Genomic DNA, 16,618 nt, shown 5'->3' with positions numbered 1-16,618 from the left:
TTTTCTACTAATTTTATGGTAGTACCAAAATGGAATATGGAGTAATTAAGCCTGTAGGTATCATTTCCGTCTGGGATGTTAGGCATTTTGTTGAAATAATAAAATGAAGGAAACAGTTTTAAGCGATCAGCCCACGTTGGAATTAATACCTGAAACCCCTGAAAATATCGATCCTTATTAAAGCCTCTACCTTCGGAGCCAACTATAAAATGACCCAAATTCAATTTTATTGAAGACAGCCTGGCACTTAGAAAAACACCTTCAGGGTAAACATTATCGCTCCAGAATAATTCGTTTTGCTTTTCAAAAGGGTACGTATTTTTTCCCACCCATCCCGAGAACCATTCATAAGATGCACGGAAGAACAACTTTTCAAGTCCAAAAGGTACAGTACTAAACTCTTTGGCCCCTGTGCCGAGGGTTATCTGCGGGTCTTGTTGATTCTGGATCTGTCCCGTCCTCAGACGCATGCCAAAAGTAGCCCAATCATTATGCTTATAGTTAAGCCCAAACCTTAGTCGATAGCGTAATCTACTCCGATCCTCTCTATAAGTACCATCAGACTTTCTAGAGTCCCAGTCCTGCTCTACTCTAAACCTGAAATCACCAGTAAATGATAGCTTTTGTAAAATTGTACTGTCTTGCTGGCCATATAATTCACATACAGAGATCAGCAATAATAAAGTAAAGCCTATATGTCTCATAAATAAACTAATTTCAGAATATTAATATTTCAATTGGGTAGTTACTGCACGAGAGCCAGTACTGATCATGATTAAATAAGCATTTCGCCATGGTAGATATATCATGCTCAATGAATGGATTTCAAAAAACATCGATTTTGATAAAAATATAAATATATTTAATTAAAAACCTAGCCGAGTTATGCGATCACTCCTTTTGTTATTCACCATTTTTCTTTCAATACCAACAGTATATGCCCAATCCAGCCTCGAAATTAATGATTTGGACTACTTTGAAATGCCTGGTTTAGATGTAACTGTCTTCAGTGACATTTACCCTGATGGTCACCAGACAGGTGTCACCATCATACAACATGGCGTGCGTGTGGCGGCCAACGGAGACTTAAGGCTTGAGATTTCTCCCGGGCAATGGTCTCCTGTACCAAAAGGTGGGAAATTAAAGGTCAATAAAGGATTAAAAACCATTTCTCAAAGATTATGGTACCCTGACTCATCCAAAAACCTAAAGGGCTTTAACCCCATCGTCTACCCCGAGCTCGCTTTTGCTTATGATGTAAAGGTCACTGCACTATCTGGTAGTTCTTTTAAAGTATCGGTCGATCTTGATGAGCCTATCCCATCCGAGTGGGTGGGCAAGATTGGCTTCAATATGGAATTATTTCCTGGTGACCTGTTTGGCAAGTCATTCATCATGGATGACCAGCATGGCATATTTGCCAACCAACCAAACGGCCCAATAAGCAATTACCACGGAGAACCGCTAAATGACGCTTTGGCTATTGGCAAGAAACTAATCATAGCACCTGAAACTGAGGCTCAACGAATGACTATAACATCAAAATCCGGTTCCTTGCAACTTTGGGATGGTCGCTCCAACCATAATAATGGTTGGTTTATTGTGAGAAGTGCAGTGCCAGCAGGCAAAACCACCAATGCTGTAGAATGGATCATAACCCCACATACTATTCCCAACTGGCAATATGAGCCGGTTATACAGGTTTCCCAACTGGGTTATCATCCTGATCAGGAAAAGACAGTCGTTATAGAGCAAGACAAAATGGACACTACCCTCGACCAAGTTACGGTTTATCAGCTCACAGAGGATGGCAAAAAAGAGGTAAAAACTGGAAAGCCCTCAAATTGGGGACACTTCCTGCGCTATAATTACGTAACCTACGACTTCTCTGACATAATAACACCGGGCATGTATGTAATAACTTACAGAAACAAAACTTCCCATGCATTCAAAATTAATGATGATGTTTACGATAGGCATGCCTGGCAACCTACCTTAGAATACTTTCTGCCTGTGCAGATGTGCCACATGCGCATTAATGAAAAATATAGAGTGTGGCATGGCCTGTGTCATATGGATGATGCACTTATGGCCCCGATCGACACAAATCATTTTGATGGCTACAAGCAAGGCCCATCAACACTTACAAAATACAAACCTCTGTCAGCTGTTTCTGGTCTAAATGAAGGCGGTTGGCACGATGCCGGGGATTATGACCTGCGTGTAGAATCTCAAATTGGAACTGTCTGGTTACTGGCATTAATGATCGAAGAATTTGGGTTGGATTATGATGCAACATTAATTGATAATGAAAATAGAGTGGTAGAAATTCATGTTCCTGATGGCAAGTCAGATGCATTACAACAAATAGAGCATGGTCTTAAAAGCATACTGGGCGGCTACCGTGCACTCGGTCGGCTCTATCGTGGTATAATATGCTCAGATTTGCGCCAGTATGTTATGCTGGGAGATGCTTCTGCAATGACAGATAACCTCTCATATGATGCTACCCTGTCAGAAAAAGAGATCAAAGAAAATCGATCAGGCAAATTAGATGACCGTCTGGTTTTCACAGAAGAAAACCCGGGACGAGAACTCTATGTTGCCGCAGGTCTTGCTGCAGCATCGCGTGTATTGAAAGACTCTAACCCTTCTTTATCAAAGGAATGTATTGAAACTGCTTTGGTCCTTTATAAGCATGCAAGTGAACATAAGGGCAATCTCACAGCTAAAACCATTGCATTGAGTGAGCTGATACTGACCACTAATGATGAACAGCTTAAGAAAACACTAACCACTATGAAAAAGGATGTGATAAACGATATAGGTAGAAGTGGTTGGGCTGTAGGGCATGTAATTGATCAAATTGAAAACAAAGCCTTTAAAAATGATTTGGCAGATGCTGTCAATGCCTATCAGGCTAAACTTAAGAAAGAGGCACTGGAGTCTCCGTTTGGGGTGCCCTACAAACCAAATATTTGGGGTGCGGGATGGGGTCTGCAGAGGTTTGGTGTAGAGCAATACTTCTTTCACAAGGGCTGGCCTCAACTGGCCTCTTCCGACTTTACAATCAATGCATTAAATTTTGTGTTAGGCGTACATCCTGGAATTAACACTTCTTCATTCGCATCTGGAGTTGGGTCAAAATCTGTAACAGTAGCCTATGGCGTCAACAGAGCTGATTGGTCATTCATACCTGGTGGTGTGGCTTCCGGTACAGCCCTGATTCGACCCGATTTGCCTGAATTAAAAATATGGCCATTTTTCTGGCAACAAACAGAATATGTTATGGGTGGTGGAGCAACAAATTATATGTTTTTGGTACTAGCTGCTGATTCTTTATTCAAGAAAAATCCGTAGCCGCCTGTTTGGTGCTTTACCGCTGTCATAACCAATAATCAAACTGTTATTCTATGTTGAAGTAATGATTAATTATAACCTGAAGTTGCGTAAAGGCCCAGTAAGGCTCCGGTAAATCCTCCTGCAACATTGGTAGAAAGAATATCTCCTGATACGGTACCTCCTAAATTTTTAAAATCACCACCATCTAGTGCATAGTTGAATCGGTAATCATTCCCATCTGCTTTCACTTGCAACTGAATAGGTTTGGATATATCAATTTTGGCACTAGCCACTATCTCGGATTCCGTTTTACGGTCTCCTCCTGTCTCAAGGGTATAAGTCCTTTCCAATAAGAGTATATACTCTTTACCCTTTTTTGTCAGGCCAAATACATAATTAGATCCTTCATTCTGTAAGGCCACTATTCCTGCCAGGTCTTTCTCAGATTTAGGGTTGTAATCCATCGTTGTAGTAAATGAAAAGTTATCGTGTTGTTGACGATGAAAAAGAGTAGAGGTAGGTTTCATTTCCTTGATATTGGTTTCAAAGGGCGTTATTTCTAAACCTTTTTTAGTGAACTTGATGAACTCCTCACGAGGTCCCCTAAGCGCTATCCATCTTGGGTGTAAATCTTCAGATCTGAAATCTTCCGTGATAGTAAAGTTACCATTGGGGAAAAAACCATCCTGACCATTCTTATTAGTTACTCCTTCAGGGAGTTTTAGCTTTGGTTCCATAGGAACCAGTCCATTTTGGAAAACCGGAAACTCACCTGACCAATCAACCGGAAGTATAAACGTTTCACGACCGGTGTTAACCATGTCCTTTTCATTAGGTCTTATTGCCAGAAACACACCATAATATTTGCCATCAGGGCCTTCTACTAAATCCGCATGTCCAGCCCAGTCAATTTTATTAGTACGATCTTTTGGGAAATGCCTTTGAGTAAGTATTGGATTACTTGGAGCTGGCACATAAGGGCCTTTTGGATTATCACTGATAAAAACCACCTCGCTATGCCAGTCACCTGTTCCACCTTCTGCACACATTAGGTAATACTTGTCATTCTTTTTGTATATATGCGGTGCTTCTATCCATATCGGTTTTTTGCTGAGATCAACCCCACCGTTCACAATAATTTGATCTGACCCTGGTATTACTTGATCTTTCTCAATATCATACTCCCAAATTTTAATCACACGATGACCAGTGTATAGCTCTTTGCCTTCATCTGGTGCATCATTATGAACTACGTAGGCCTTCCCGTCATCATCAAAGAATATTGATGGGTCAATTCCTCCGAATTTAAGCTTTATTGGCTCACTCCAGTCTTTCATTGGATCCTGGGTCTTAACAATGATATTACCCAGTCCTCCTGCAAATGCTGTTGTAATCATATAAAAAGTGTCATTTGACGGGTTATAGGTAATACCCGGTGCATATACTCCTGAACTAATACCGGTATCATGCACATCAAGCTGTGAGGGTCTGTCAAGTACGTGTCCTATTTGAGACCAGTTCACCAAATCAATTGAATGAAAAATTGGCACTCCGGGAAACATGGCAAAAGAAGAGCACACCAGGTAATAATCATTTCCTTTGCGGGTAATTGCCGGATCCGGATAGCAACCTTGCAATATTGGATTATAAAATTCACCATCTTCCAGAGGATAATCTTTATACACCTGATCATCACCCTTATATACTACTTTAGAAAACACGGGTGAATTCGCACCTGCTTTGTTATCGTTAAGAGCATTATAGAGTTTAAATGAAAACAGCGTGAAACATGCTACTAATAGTAGAATTTGAAATTTGAATTTAATTGCTAATCGATTCATTACTTATTAAATAACTAGTTTGTGTTAATTTTTAGTGGTGTTACTCTCGAGCAGGGATAGCATTTTTTCTCCATATCGCATTCCCAGTTTTCGATAACCTGCAGCCGAAAAGTGAAGACCATCATCAACAGCCTCACAGTCTTTTGATGATATTACATGTGCATTGGGTACAACCTCCGGCAATGTGGCAATTATAGGATTCATAGAAGCACATTTGCCACCTTCCTCCTCACTGACCATTTCTCCAGCTAGAAGCGGAATGTCCTTATTCCGAAGCCCCAGATCGCGCAGGATATTTTCATATACCTCTTTTACCTTTTTTGGCCACTCCTTGTCACCGGTATTAGACTCTCCCTGATGCAAAAGAATGCCTTTTATAACCCCATCCTTTTGAGCAAGTCTCGCCATTTCTATCAGGCGCCCATACGGGTTTCCATCATATTCTCTCACCAAATTTTTAAGCCAATCAGGAGATGTTTCAACATAGGACTGATAATTCTCTTTGTCAAAAAGTTCAATCTTACAGCCTCCAACGGATACGTTTATCACACCGATCTTAATGTTTTTAGACAACCCGGACATTAACGTCCTACCAAAATAATCTGCTGGTGTCAGTCCCGTTTTACAACGACACAACGGTGGTTTAGCCAAATACCACTGCCCTTTTTTTCTGTCCAGATCAGGACAATCGACAGCTTCCATAACCTGAAACCTATCATTAACCATCAATGTATCCTCAGGCTGCACCCGGGCATGACCTTCCATGTTGGATTGCCCGAAATTCAGAAAAATATAGAAGTCCGGATCCTGGCCATATAACTGCGGGACAGACATTACGGTTGTTGTGATTAGAAGAATGATACTTGATAAAATCTTTTCCATTTAGAAGATGTGTTAATTAATGGTGTCTGTTATATTGAAATAATCAAAATCGACATAGCCCCCTGCCGAGTGCGTAGCGTAATTAAAAAGGCCGAATCGATATCCCATAAAATGAGGAAGCGTATATCTCATTTTGAGTTCTGAGCCGATTTTTTCCCATGACTTTCCATCTAAACTGTAGTAAAAATTGGCTACATCTTTTCTCTCTTTGAAGTCACAGGCTGCCTTCAGGTAAACTAAATTCTGATTAATTGGCAGTTGCTCCTCTACGGTAGGTGCATCTTCATCAGATTCATTTTTCAACATGATAATGGATTTAGAGCCATTTTCATATTTAACTCCAACCAGTCCATATCTCTGCTGAAGAAGTGCTAACCCTGCAAAATCGCCTTCCTTCATATGAGAAATATCCAGAGAGGTAATTGCCGCGCTTTCCGGGCCTATCGTTCGCTGTGTTAATGTATTGCGAGCATGCACGAAGCTGTTATCTACCCGACCCGTTGTTAATCTCAGGTATCCTTTTTTTCCATTGACCGTCCAAAACTCATTATCAGGATTATGGTTCCATTGCCATACCAGCGGCAAATCAGGTTCGCCCTTTTTCCTCTTAAAATCGTCAGAAGCAACTATACCTGGAATTAAACCTTTACTTACCGGCAGGTCGAGTTGCTTAGGAACCTTACCTTCTATGCCTAGCACCGGCCATTCTTCTTCCCAGGTAACTGGCACTAGGTATGGGATACGGCCAACTGAACCAAAATCACGAAAAAGATAAGCAAACCATTGGCCATCAGGTGTATCAATCAAACCACCTTGCGCAACACCTTTATCTTGCAATGCTATACGACCCTCCCATGGCCCATTGATATTATCAGCACGATGTATCAGCACAGTGCGCATTCCTTCTCTGGGCCAGGCAATATTAAATAGGTAGTATTTTCCCTTAACCTTAAATAGCTGTGAGCCCTCTGCCGGCAACATTATATTTTCCTCTATGGGGGCGTGCGCATTTTCTATCAGAACCCGTTCTGTGCCGGGTTTCACGCCAGAAAGGTCATCCTTGATTTCAACAATATGAATTTCACCTCCACCCCATACCATGTATAATTTTCCATCATCAAATAAAATACTATTGTCATGGTAAGATGGTTGGAATGTGTGCCTTTCCCACATCTCTTTTTCTATATCCGAAGTAGCAAATATATATGTCTTACCTGTTGTTGAAGAAAACGTGGAAAGGTAATATGTCCCATCCATATATCGAAGACAGCTTGCCCATGAACCCTTACCATACATCTGCATCCCGTTTTCCATATTCACATTATCCTGATCTGCAAGGGTGTCATAAGCATAGCTTACAATCTCCCAGTTAACCAAGTCCTTTGATTTCATTACAGGTATACCAGGACTCATATGCATAGTGGTGCTACTCATATAATAGGTGTCATTCACCCTTATTATAGAGGCGTCCGGTACATCAGCATGTATGATGGGATTTTGAGCACTATTCTGCTGTGCTAAAGAAACACCAACTATTAAGGTGAAGACAAACCCAAAAGTCAAATGTCTTATGGGTGATAATAAATCCATTTTTTTATCATAATTCATTATTCTCAAAGCTATTGCAAACGTTTGAAACACTTGCCGGAATTTAATCTCAAAACATTCTCATATGTTACGGATGCTTTCGTTCAGGTTACATTTTAATCATCGACTTTCTATTTCTTCTATTTACCATAAGCAAAATGTGCAACTGAAATATCTGTTCGGCAGAACTGAGACAGGTTTTTCCCTATACCGGTTTAATTGTGGTAGCCATCCAACTCTGGCAGGCACACATCCAGAAGATCGAATGGTACATATCAGGGTTGTAAAACAGCAGTTGAGGAATTGATTTTTATAACCTGGTCTCTATTCCGTCTTACATAGACCGTCAGGATATATTCGGCAAGCGTTTCTTACAATATTTGAAACCGTTTATCATCGTCAAGAAAATACATTCCGTGGAATATCCTTTTCTACTGGATATCTTTTGAAGGATTGTATATGCATTCTCAATTTGGACCCTGATACTTCTCAGAACAACCTCTTTGACCTGCTGGCTATCAAGTTGGAGTGGTTGGAAATGAAAATCAGGATACTGATTAAGAAATAAATGATTTAACTGATGGGTAAAAACAAAAAAACCTGAGATTTCTCTCAGGTTTCAATTGTGTCGGGGCGGCAGGATTCGAACCTGCGACCCCCTGGTCCCAAACCAGGTACGCTAACCGGACTGCGCTACGCCCCGAACTTGTATTTTCGTGATCCGCTTAGGATTCGAACCTAAGACCTACTGCTTAGAAGGCAGTTGCTCTATCCAGCTGAGCTAGCGGACCAAATAAAGTCTCAGCGGAGAGAGGGGGATTCGAACCCCCGGTACAGTTTAACCCGTACGACAGTTTAGCAAACTGTTGGTTTCAGCCACTCACCCACCTCTCCGTCTCAATTTTTGAGAGTGCAAATATAAAAGAACTATTTTCAGTATTCCAAACACAATGTGAATAAAAATTACGTTTAATTTCAGATGGTCATTTTTCACTTTTAACATTAATTATGACAGGTGGTATTTGGTCGCCAATTTGGCTTCTTTATATTTGCCCCAGTTCAAAAAATAGCATATGTCTTGGTTATATTCATTTACGCTTACAGAAGGCATTCTTAGTGGCTTATTTGCTTTACTCTACCTGGCTTATATTGGCCGAGTAGTTAGTACAGCAAAAAAGTTGAAAGTGGGTTATTCTAAGGTGCTTATAAAGCTACTTGTAAGAACCGTTTACTTTATCCTCATCATAGTAGCAATACTCGGCCCTTCATTCGGAGAGTCAAAAAGAGAAGTGAAATCTGTGGGTAAAGATATCTTTATGCTGGTTGACCTTTCTGAATCAATGAATGCAGCCGACATTCAACCCACCCGACTAGAAAAAATAAAATTCGAGTTGAAAAATATTGTCAAGGCATTCAATTCTGACAGAATGGGAATAATCATTTTCTCATCTGAGTCTTTTATGCAATCTCCTCTTACATACGACCAGAATGCCCTTAACCTATTTATAGAAACACTTAATACGAGGCTCGTTCCTAATGCAGGTACAGATTTTGGCCCGCCTTTAAGAATGGCTCTGGAAAAATTAAATGCTGAAGAATCTCCACTAACCCAGCAGAAATCTAAAGTTATAATACTTATTAGTGATGGTGAAGACTTTGGCGAGCAAACTGAAGATGTAACCCAGGAAATAGAAAGCCAGGGTATTAAAATGTTTACCCTAGGAATAGGTACAGAAAGAGGTAGCAAGATAAGAGTGCGTGGTGGGTATAAAAGAGATAGGCAAGGAAACGAGGTAATTACAAAGCTAGATTCTAAGTCTCTAAGAAAACTAGCCAGCGAGACTGATGGACAATATTTTGAGATAAATGAAACTAATAATGACGTTTCTCGCTTAATAAGTACAATAAACAAAATTGAAGGAGAGCTGCGAGACACTCGTCAGGTTGACGTTTCAGCTAATAGATATTACTACTTTTTATTGGCTGCTTTATTTTTGATATTATTGGATGTGCTTGCAAGTATTAAAGTGATAAAAATATGAAGTATATCATAGGTATATTATTAGTAGTGTATGCATTTGGCAACATTGGAGATATTGCCAAAGTCAATTCTTTAAAAAAGAAGGCTAAGGAAGCATATACGAATGGCCAATATCAAGAAGCACTTGAGCACTATCAATTCTTAGTTGATTCGATGAATATTGTTGATGACAACATAAAGTTAAACATGGCTAATGCCTACTATCAGCTAAAAGACACCACCAATGCCATTAATAACTACAGTGACTTGCTGGCAAGCAATAACAAAACCGTCAGATCTGTAGCTAACCAGCAAACCGGCATTATCAAAAACAAACAGAAGAAGTATAAGGAAGCCTTAGACCATTTTAAAGAGGCACTTAAAGCAGACCCAACCAATGAGGATGCAAGATATAATTACGAATTACTTAAGAAGGTCTTGAAAGAAAAAGAAGAGCAAGAAAAGAATCAAGACCAAAAAGATCAGGATAAAAACCAGGATCAGGACAAAGAGAATAAAGAAAATAAAGATCAGCAGAATAAGGATAAGCAAGATAAGAACAAGGAGGATCAGGAAAAGCAGAACGAAGAAGAGCAAAAACAGGATCAGGAAGGTCAGGAAGATAAAGACAAGCAAGACGAGCAGCAGAAAAAAGAAGAGGAAAAGAAAGAAGGAGAAGAAAAAGATAAAGAGCAGCAAAAGCCTGAAGATGCAGAAAATAAAGATCAGGAAAAACCTTCTGATCAGGAGCCATCACTATCTGAAAAACTGAAGGATATGAAAATCTCTGAAGAGAAAGCCAAAATGATTTTAGAGGCTATGAAAAATAACGAAATCCAGTACATTCAGCAGAATAAAAGAAAACCAACCAAGAAAAAGGATCCGGACAAACCTGATTGGTAATACTTGTCAGATAATAGTCTTTTAATCTCTGGTCAGATTCCCTAGATTTGCTGCCTAACAACAGTTAGGATAATTCAACAAGTCTAAACCATAAAACACATTATGAAAGAAGTATATATCGTTGCTGCCGTAAGGACACCAATAGGTAGTTTTGGTGGTAGCCTGGCAGGTATTCCTGCCACCAAGCTTGGGTCAGTGGCTATCAAAGGAGCCTTAGACAAAGCAGGTGTTGTAGCATCAGAAGTTAACGAAGTATTTATTGGGAATGTAGTATCAGCGAATCTTGGTCAGGCACCTGCTAGACAAGCAGCCGTTGGCGCTGGCATAGGTTATAATGTTCCTTGTACCACTGTAAACAAAGTATGCTCTTCTGGTATGAAGTCCGTAATGCTTGGTGCACAGTCAATCATGCTGGGTATCAATGATGTAGTCGTAGCTGGAGGTATGGAAAATATGTCGGCTATCCCCTACTATGTACCAAAAGCACGATATGGGCTAGGGTATGGTCACGGTCAATTAATTGATGGACTAATGCATGATGGTCTTTGGGAAGCATATCATGAATTTCCAATGGGAAATTGCGCAGACAATACTGCTAAGGAAATGAACATCTCTAGAGAAATGCAGGACGAATATGCTATCAGCTCATATAAGAGATCAGCTGCTGCATGGGAAGCTGGCAAATTCAAAGATGAGATTGTTCCTGTTGAAGTACCTCAAAGAAAAGGTGATCCGATCATTTTCGCTGAGGATGAAGAATACAAAAATGTTAGGTTTGATAAAATACCAAGCCTAAGACCAGTATTCTCTAAAGAAGGTACAGTAACCGCAGCTAACGCTTCTACTATCAATGATGGAGCTTCAGCTATCATATTGGTGAGTAAAGAAAAAATGGAAGAGCTCGGCCTCAAGCCTATCGCCAAAATCAGAGGCTTTGCCGATGCTGCACAAGAACCAATATGGTTTACTACAGCGCCTTCATTAGCTATTCCTAAGGCAATGAAGCATGCTGGTATTGAGAAATCAGATGTTGACTTCTACGAAATAAATGAAGCATTCTCTGCAGTGGCAATTGCTAACAATCAGGAGTTAGGCCTTGATCCTGAAAAAGTAAACGTGAATGGTGGTGCCGTGGCATTGGGTCACCCACTGGGAGCTTCAGGAGCAAGAATTATAACAACCTTGAACAGTGTGCTTCACCAAAATAAAGGAAGTATCGGTGTTGCAGGTATCTGTAATGGTGGTGGTGGCGCTTCTGCTATTGTTATAGAGGCACTCTAAGTCGATATTTTAAATAATATATTGAATAGCCCTGCGTTTTAGTAGGGCTATTTTTATTTTTGACCTATGAAATCACTTCTCCTTGTTGCTTTGTCATTCATTACCCTGAGCTTATCAGCTCAGCAAATGGTTTACACCTTCTATGATGAGGAGCAAACCATTCTAAAAGAGAAGTATGAAACACTAAATGGAGACGAGTCCAGTCTTAATGGGAAATACATCAAATATCACCCCAACGGAAAGGTAGCTACAGAAGGCTCTTTTAAAAATGGGTATAAGAATGGTGTGTTTAAAGAATATTATGAAACTGGCCAGCTTCAGAGAGAGATCAGTTTTGATGATGGCGACAAGCATGGACCTGTGAAGGTATTTAACGAACGAGGTGTGCTACTACAGTCTGCCTATTTTGAAAAAAATAAATTGTCTGACAGTCTTAATTTATACTTTGACAATGGAAAGAAAAGAACCGAAGGGTATTTTAAAAATGATAAGCTCGAGGGGTTGCTTTACGAGTATTATGAGAGTGGACAGGTAAAAAGAGAAATCTTTTACGAAGAAGGAAACCAAACTGGCATCACCAAGACATATTATGAAAATGGAGTATTAAATACAGAAGGCAATTACTTAAAAGGGGTGCTTAATGGTTATTACAAAACCTATTTTCCTAACGGCAAAATTGAAACCACCTCCTCTATGGACTCTGGAACACAAACCGGAAGGTTTGAAAACTATGACTCACTTGGCAACCTCCTACTGACCGGCACTTATAAAAATGGACGTCTTGATGGAGAAAATCTTGGCTACTACCCTTCCGGAGTTTTAAAGCATAAGTATTTTTATGAACAAGGAAAATTCGCAGGTACCAATATTCAGTATTATGAAAATGGGAATAAAGAAAGAGAAGTAACAACTTCCAAAGATGGTGGCAACAAAACAATCACCTATTATACTCAAGCTGGAATTAAAACTAAAACAGAGTCCTTTTCAGGTGATAAACCTCATGGTATTTGGCTTTACTTTAACGATGACGGCAATAAAATCAAAAGTGAGAATTATGATTTAGGAAGATTAAATGGATTCTTAACGCACTATTATAAAAGCGGTAAAATTCAAAGGCAAGTTGAATACAAGTACGATTATCGTTTTGGAAATTCAACAACGTATTACGAGACAGGAGAAATAGAATCCATCACACCATTCAGAAGTGATAAACAACATGGCACTTACAAAAAACTAAGTAAAGAAGGCTCCATAATAGAAACTGGAGAGTATGTTGGCAATAGAAAAGTCGGAAACTGGACCCAGTATGATGAGTCTGGAAAACTGACATTGACCGAAGTTTACAAAGCTGGAAAACTGACTGAAACAATAGTACCGCCAGAGGATGAAGAAACCGAAGGCAATTAGAATGATATAAAAACCAAAATTGTATTTCATATCATGCCCCGCTGAATTAAATTTGTTCACAATCTATGAAAGCACTTAAAGGAACAAGTTATTCCTTCCCCAATCAGACAAAATTTTACAGCGGAAAAGTAAGAGATGTTTACTACTTCGGAGATAAAATGGCCATGGTTGCCACTGACAGAATCTCCGCATTTGATGTAATCTTACCGGAAGCTATTCCATTTAAAGGACAAGTACTCAATCAAATTGCGGCTAAGAATTTATTAGCTACAAAAGATATTTGCCCTAATTGGCTTATATCTACTCCAGACCCAAATGTAGCAGTAGGGCACCTGTGTGAACCTTTTCCTGTTGAAATGGTAATACGAGGCTACCTGGCGGGACATGCCTGGAGAGAATATAGAAGTGGAAAAAGAGAAGTCTGTGGAGTAGCACTACCAGATGGACTTAAAGAGAATGACAAGTTGCCTGCTCCTATCATTACCCCTACAACAAAAGCTCATGAAGGTCATGATGAGGATATTTCTAAAGAAGAAATTCTAAAGCAAAACCTTGTGAATGCTGCAGATTATGAAGTGCTTGAAAAGTACACTCAACAACTATTTGCTCGGGGCACTGAGCTTGCAGACCAGCAAGATCTTATTTTGGTTGATACAAAATATGAATTTGGAAAGATAGATGGTAAAATCTATTTAATAGATGAGGTTCATACACCTGATTCATCTCGTTACTTTTATAAGGAAGGTTATGAAGAAAGGCAGCAAAAAAATGAGCCTCAAAAACAACTCTCAAAGGAGTTTGTCCGTCAATGGTTAATAGAAAATGGTTTTCAGGGCAAAGATGGACAAAAGGTGCCCGAAATGACTGAATCAGTTGTAAAATCAATTTCAGATAGGTATCTTGAACTTTACGAGAAAGTATCTGGAGAGCCTTTTGACAAACAGGACTACAGTAACATAGAAAAAAGAATAGAAAGCAATATTATCACAGCCTTAAAATAAGGTTAAGGCCTCCACTAAGAAAACATAAATAGATAATGAAATATACTATAGACAAACAAGAGAAATATAGCCTACTTAAACTGCATGAAGAAAAATTAGACTCAAGCATTGCCCCAGGTCTAAAATCAGAATTAATTACAATACATGCCGAAGGTGTTAAAAATATTATCCTTGATCTTTCAGAAGTAAAATATACAGATTCATCTGGTCTTAGCGCCCTTCTTGTTGGCAACAGAGTAGTACAGGAAAAAGGTGGTATTTTCATTCTAGCTTGCTTGTCAGACCACACTACTAAACTGATAAAGATTTCTCAATTGGACAGCGTCCTAAATATTTTACCTACGGTAGAAGAAGGTGTAGATGCCGTATTTATGAACGAAATTGAGAATGATCTTCAAGATGGTGAAGATGACAATTGATGTAGAATAGTTGCCATTTAACTTAACAATACTCGGCTCCAATTCAGCAACGCCTGCCTATGGCAGGCACCATACCGCCCAATATCTAAATATAGGAAGTCACCATTTTTTGATAGACTGTGGTGAAGGAACTCAGGAAAGGCTCAATATATATAAAGCCAAAGTTCAAAGAATCCATCACATTTTCATAAGCCACTTGCATGGTGACCATTACCTCGGTTTAATGGGCCTTATTTACACCATGCACCTTTTAAAACGCACTAAAGACCTAAATATTTATGGTCAAAAAGGCCTTAAGGAGATTATAGTTACCCAACTGAAATACTCCGACAGCCGATTAAATTATAAAATTAACTTCAGGGAGCTTCAACCTAAAAAATCAGAACTGCTTTTCGAAGATGACACTTTAGAAATCACCTCATTTCCTTTAAACCATAGAATACCGTGTAGCGGATTTCTCTTCAAGGAAAAGCCTAAACCATTAAGACTTTCTAAAGAAAACCTGCCTGAGAATATTGCATTGGCACATATTGCATTATTAAAAAAGGGTGAAGATGTTTTTGATGAGGAAGGTAATTTACTTTATAAAAATAAAGAATATACTCTACCTCCGAGAAGGTCACGGTCCTATGCATTTTGTTCGGACACCTTGTATGATGAAAGCATAGTGCCGCATATAAAAGGAGTTGACTTGCTCTATCATGAAGCCACATTTCTTGCAGACAAATACCCATGGGCTGAATTAACATTTCATAGCACCACGCATCAGGCCGGAGAAATAGCAAAGAAAGCAGAAGTAAAGCAATTAGTCATTGGTCACTATTCTGCACGATACAAAGACCTCACTCCTTTCATAACAGAAACAAGAGAGGTGTTTGAAAATTCAATACTTTCAGTTGAAGGGGAAACCATATCATTGAGTGATTAAGTCATGAAAAATATCATCGATAAAAAGACCAACTTATTTATAGTTCTGGCAGGTATTTTTCTGACCAACGCCTTGTTAGCTGAGCTCATTGGTTTTAAGATATTTTCATTAGAATCTTCTCTAGGCTTTAACCCTGCTCAGATCAATTTATTAGGGGATTGGGTATTGGATTTTAACTTAACAGCAGGTGTTGTCCTCTGGCCGGTAGTGTTCATTACCACTGATATTATTAATGAGTATTTTGGTAAACAAGGTGTTAAAAAAATCAGTTATCTAACGGTCATTTTTATAGCCTTTGCATTTATCGTGCTTGTAGTAGTTACCAAACTAGAGCCTGCACAGTTTTGGTTAGACATTAACAGCACCGATGCCCAAGGCAGAGACTTTGATATCTCTTATGCCTTTAACAAAGTATTGCTACAAGGCTCCTATATCATCATAGGTTCTTTAGTTGCGTTTTTAGTGGGTCAATTACTGGATGTATATGTATTCCACAAACTCCGAAAGATTACGGGAAATAAACACTTATGGGTAAGAGCTACAGGATCGACACTCGTTTCTCAGCTGGTGGATAGCTTTGTAGTACTCTTTATCGCTTTTTATTTATTGGCTCCTGCTGATGGACAGTGGACGGTTGCTCAGGTGATTTCTGTTGGGATAATCAATTACATCTACAAATTTGTGGTGGCCCTGGTATTAACACCGCTCTTGTACATCGCACATTTTTTGATTGACAATTACTTAGGAAGAGAAAAGTCTGAAGAACTTATAGAAGAAGCTGCAGACTCCAGCGAATCATTTTTTTGAGGCTAGCTTTTTCAACTTTTCCTCTCTTTGCTCTGGCGCACACGGATATCCAAATAAGCAATCCTGAATAATGGCTTGCGCAACCTGACGAGGTATTTTATCTTCCCATCCTGATTCACCAGCCTTAATCATTGCCAAAATATGATCAGAAATAATATCAAGGTTTTCCATATTAGCACCATTGATATTCTCCAGTTTAT

13 protein-coding genes, 3 tRNA genes and 1 pseudogene are annotated in these 16,618 nt (G+C 39.3%); 9 read left to right on the top strand and 8 right to left on the bottom strand.

Features of this window, described 5'->3' with window-relative positions:
• A partial coding sequence (locus E1140_RS13035; RefSeq protein WP_185153570.1) for a putative porin occupies nt 1–704 on the bottom strand: 704 nt, incomplete at its 3' end.
• A gap of 181 nt (nt 705–885) precedes the next feature.
• Between E1140_RS13035 and E1140_RS13030 the strand changes: the two genes are divergently transcribed.
• Complete coding sequence (locus E1140_RS13030) at nt 886–3,360, top strand: glycoside hydrolase family 9 protein (RefSeq protein WP_155184398.1); 2,475 nt, start codon at nt 886–888, stop codon at nt 3,358–3,360.
• A gap of 68 nt (nt 3,361–3,428) precedes the next feature.
• Here E1140_RS13030 and E1140_RS13025 read toward each other — a convergent pair whose 3' ends face one another.
• From E1140_RS13025 to E1140_RS13000, 6 genes are all read right to left on the bottom strand, one after another.
• A complete protein-coding gene (locus E1140_RS13025) occupies nt 3,429–5,183 on the bottom strand; it encodes a glycoside hydrolase family 43 protein (protein WP_155184395.1) in 1,755 nt (584 codons plus the stop codon).
• 24 nt (nt 5,184–5,207) lie between these two features.
• Nucleotides 5,208–6,065, bottom strand: coding sequence for a sialate O-acetylesterase (locus tag E1140_RS13020; RefSeq protein ID WP_155184392.1), 858 nt, complete (start codon nt 6,063–6,065; stop codon nt 5,208–5,210).
• 12 nt (nt 6,066–6,077) lie between these two features.
• The gene (locus E1140_RS13015; RefSeq protein WP_155184387.1) at nt 6,078–7,655 is read right to left on the bottom strand and encodes a glycoside hydrolase family 43 protein; all 1,578 of its coding nucleotides are present in this window, start codon (nt 7,653–7,655) and stop codon (nt 6,078–6,080) included.
• A gap of 625 nt (nt 7,656–8,280) precedes the next feature.
• Nucleotides 8,281–8,355, bottom strand: a tRNA-Pro gene (locus E1140_RS13010).
• A 14-nt stretch (nt 8,356–8,369) separates the two neighbouring features.
• Nucleotides 8,370–8,443 (bottom strand) — tRNA-Arg (locus E1140_RS13005).
• Between the two features lie 14 nt (nt 8,444–8,457).
• Nucleotides 8,458–8,546, bottom strand: a tRNA-Ser gene (locus E1140_RS13000).
• Between the two features lie 179 nt (nt 8,547–8,725).
• Between E1140_RS13000 and E1140_RS12995 the strand changes: the two genes are divergently transcribed.
• The 8 genes from E1140_RS12995 to E1140_RS12960 all read left to right on the top strand — a co-directional run bounded on the left by E1140_RS12995 (nt 8,726) and on the right by E1140_RS12960 (nt 16,418).
• Entirely contained in the window at nt 8,726–9,694 is a 969-nt protein-coding gene (locus E1140_RS12995) for a vWA domain-containing protein (RefSeq protein ID WP_155184384.1), read from the top strand.
• Nucleotides 9,691–10,575 (top strand): hypothetical protein, encoded by an 885-nt coding sequence (locus tag E1140_RS12990; RefSeq protein ID WP_155184381.1) that lies wholly within the window; start codon nt 9,691–9,693, stop codon nt 10,573–10,575. Before E1140_RS12995 ends, E1140_RS12990 begins: the two co-directional genes overlap by 4 nt.
• A gap of 102 nt (nt 10,576–10,677) precedes the next feature.
• The gene (locus E1140_RS12985) at nt 10,678–11,856 is read left to right on the top strand and encodes an acetyl-CoA C-acyltransferase (protein WP_155184378.1); all 1,179 of its coding nucleotides are present in this window, start codon (nt 10,678–10,680) and stop codon (nt 11,854–11,856) included.
• A gap of 66 nt (nt 11,857–11,922) precedes the next feature.
• Complete coding sequence (locus tag E1140_RS12980) at nt 11,923–13,263, top strand: toxin-antitoxin system YwqK family antitoxin (RefSeq protein ID WP_155184374.1); 1,341 nt, start codon at nt 11,923–11,925, stop codon at nt 13,261–13,263.
• A 65-nt stretch (nt 13,264–13,328) separates the two neighbouring features.
• Complete coding sequence (locus E1140_RS12975) at nt 13,329–14,264, top strand: phosphoribosylaminoimidazolesuccinocarboxamide synthase (RefSeq protein WP_155184371.1); 936 nt, start codon at nt 13,329–13,331, stop codon at nt 14,262–14,264.
• A gap of 35 nt (nt 14,265–14,299) precedes the next feature.
• Nucleotides 14,300–14,683: an STAS domain-containing protein gene (locus E1140_RS12970; RefSeq protein WP_155184368.1), complete on the top strand. Its 384-nt coding sequence runs from the start codon at nt 14,300–14,302 to the stop codon at nt 14,681–14,683.
• A 10-nt stretch (nt 14,684–14,693) separates the two neighbouring features.
• Complete coding sequence (locus tag E1140_RS12965) at nt 14,694–15,611, top strand: ribonuclease Z (protein WP_155184364.1); 918 nt, start codon at nt 14,694–14,696, stop codon at nt 15,609–15,611.
• 3 nt (nt 15,612–15,614) lie between these two features.
• Nucleotides 15,615–16,418 (top strand): queuosine precursor transporter, encoded by an 804-nt coding sequence (locus tag E1140_RS12960; protein WP_155184361.1) that lies wholly within the window; start codon nt 15,615–15,617, stop codon nt 16,416–16,418.
• Here E1140_RS12960 and E1140_RS21515 read toward each other — a convergent pair.
• Nucleotides 16,407–16,618, bottom strand: a pseudogene (locus E1140_RS21515) (TonB-dependent receptor); the annotation flags it as partial. The gene E1140_RS12960 and the pseudogene E1140_RS21515 overlap by 12 nt on opposite strands.

It is taken from the genome of Fulvivirga lutimaris (assembly GCF_009711525.1).
In the GTDB taxonomy this organism is placed as follows: domain Bacteria; phylum Bacteroidota; class Bacteroidia; order Cytophagales; family Cyclobacteriaceae; genus Fulvivirga; species Fulvivirga lutimaris.
The sequence above is the reverse complement of the archived record's forward strand: the minus strand, read 5'-3'. Positions and strand labels throughout refer to the sequence as shown.

Bases quoted from the DNA above. Each gene is read 5' to 3' on its own strand.
- E1140_RS12975 (WP_155184371.1), top strand. From the start codon at position 13,329: ATGAAAGCACTTAAAGGAACAAGTTATTCCTTCCCCAATCAGACAAAA.
- E1140_RS13015 (WP_155184387.1), bottom strand. From the start codon at position 7,655: ATGGATTTATTATCACCCATAAGACATTTGACTTTTGGGTTTGTCTTC.
- E1140_RS12995 (WP_155184384.1), top strand. From the start codon at position 8,726: ATGTCTTGGTTATATTCATTTACGCTTACAGAAGGCATTCTTAGTGGC.
- E1140_RS12980 (WP_155184374.1), top strand. From the start codon at position 11,923: ATGAAATCACTTCTCCTTGTTGCTTTGTCATTCATTACCCTGAGCTTA.
- E1140_RS13025 (WP_155184395.1), bottom strand. From the start codon at position 5,183: ATGAATCGATTAGCAATTAAATTCAAATTTCAAATTCTACTATTAGTA.
- E1140_RS12960 (WP_155184361.1), top strand. From the start codon at position 15,615: ATGAAAAATATCATCGATAAAAAGACCAACTTATTTATAGTTCTGGCA.
- E1140_RS12985 (WP_155184378.1), top strand. From the start codon at position 10,678: ATGAAAGAAGTATATATCGTTGCTGCCGTAAGGACACCAATAGGTAGT.
- E1140_RS12970 (WP_155184368.1), top strand. From the start codon at position 14,300: ATGAAATATACTATAGACAAACAAGAGAAATATAGCCTACTTAAACTG.
- E1140_RS13020 (WP_155184392.1), bottom strand. From the start codon at position 6,065: ATGGAAAAGATTTTATCAAGTATCATTCTTCTAATCACAACAACCGTA.
- E1140_RS13030 (WP_155184398.1), top strand. From the start codon at position 886: ATGCGATCACTCCTTTTGTTATTCACCATTTTTCTTTCAATACCAACA.
- E1140_RS12990 (WP_155184381.1), top strand. From the start codon at position 9,691: ATGAAGTATATCATAGGTATATTATTAGTAGTGTATGCATTTGGCAAC.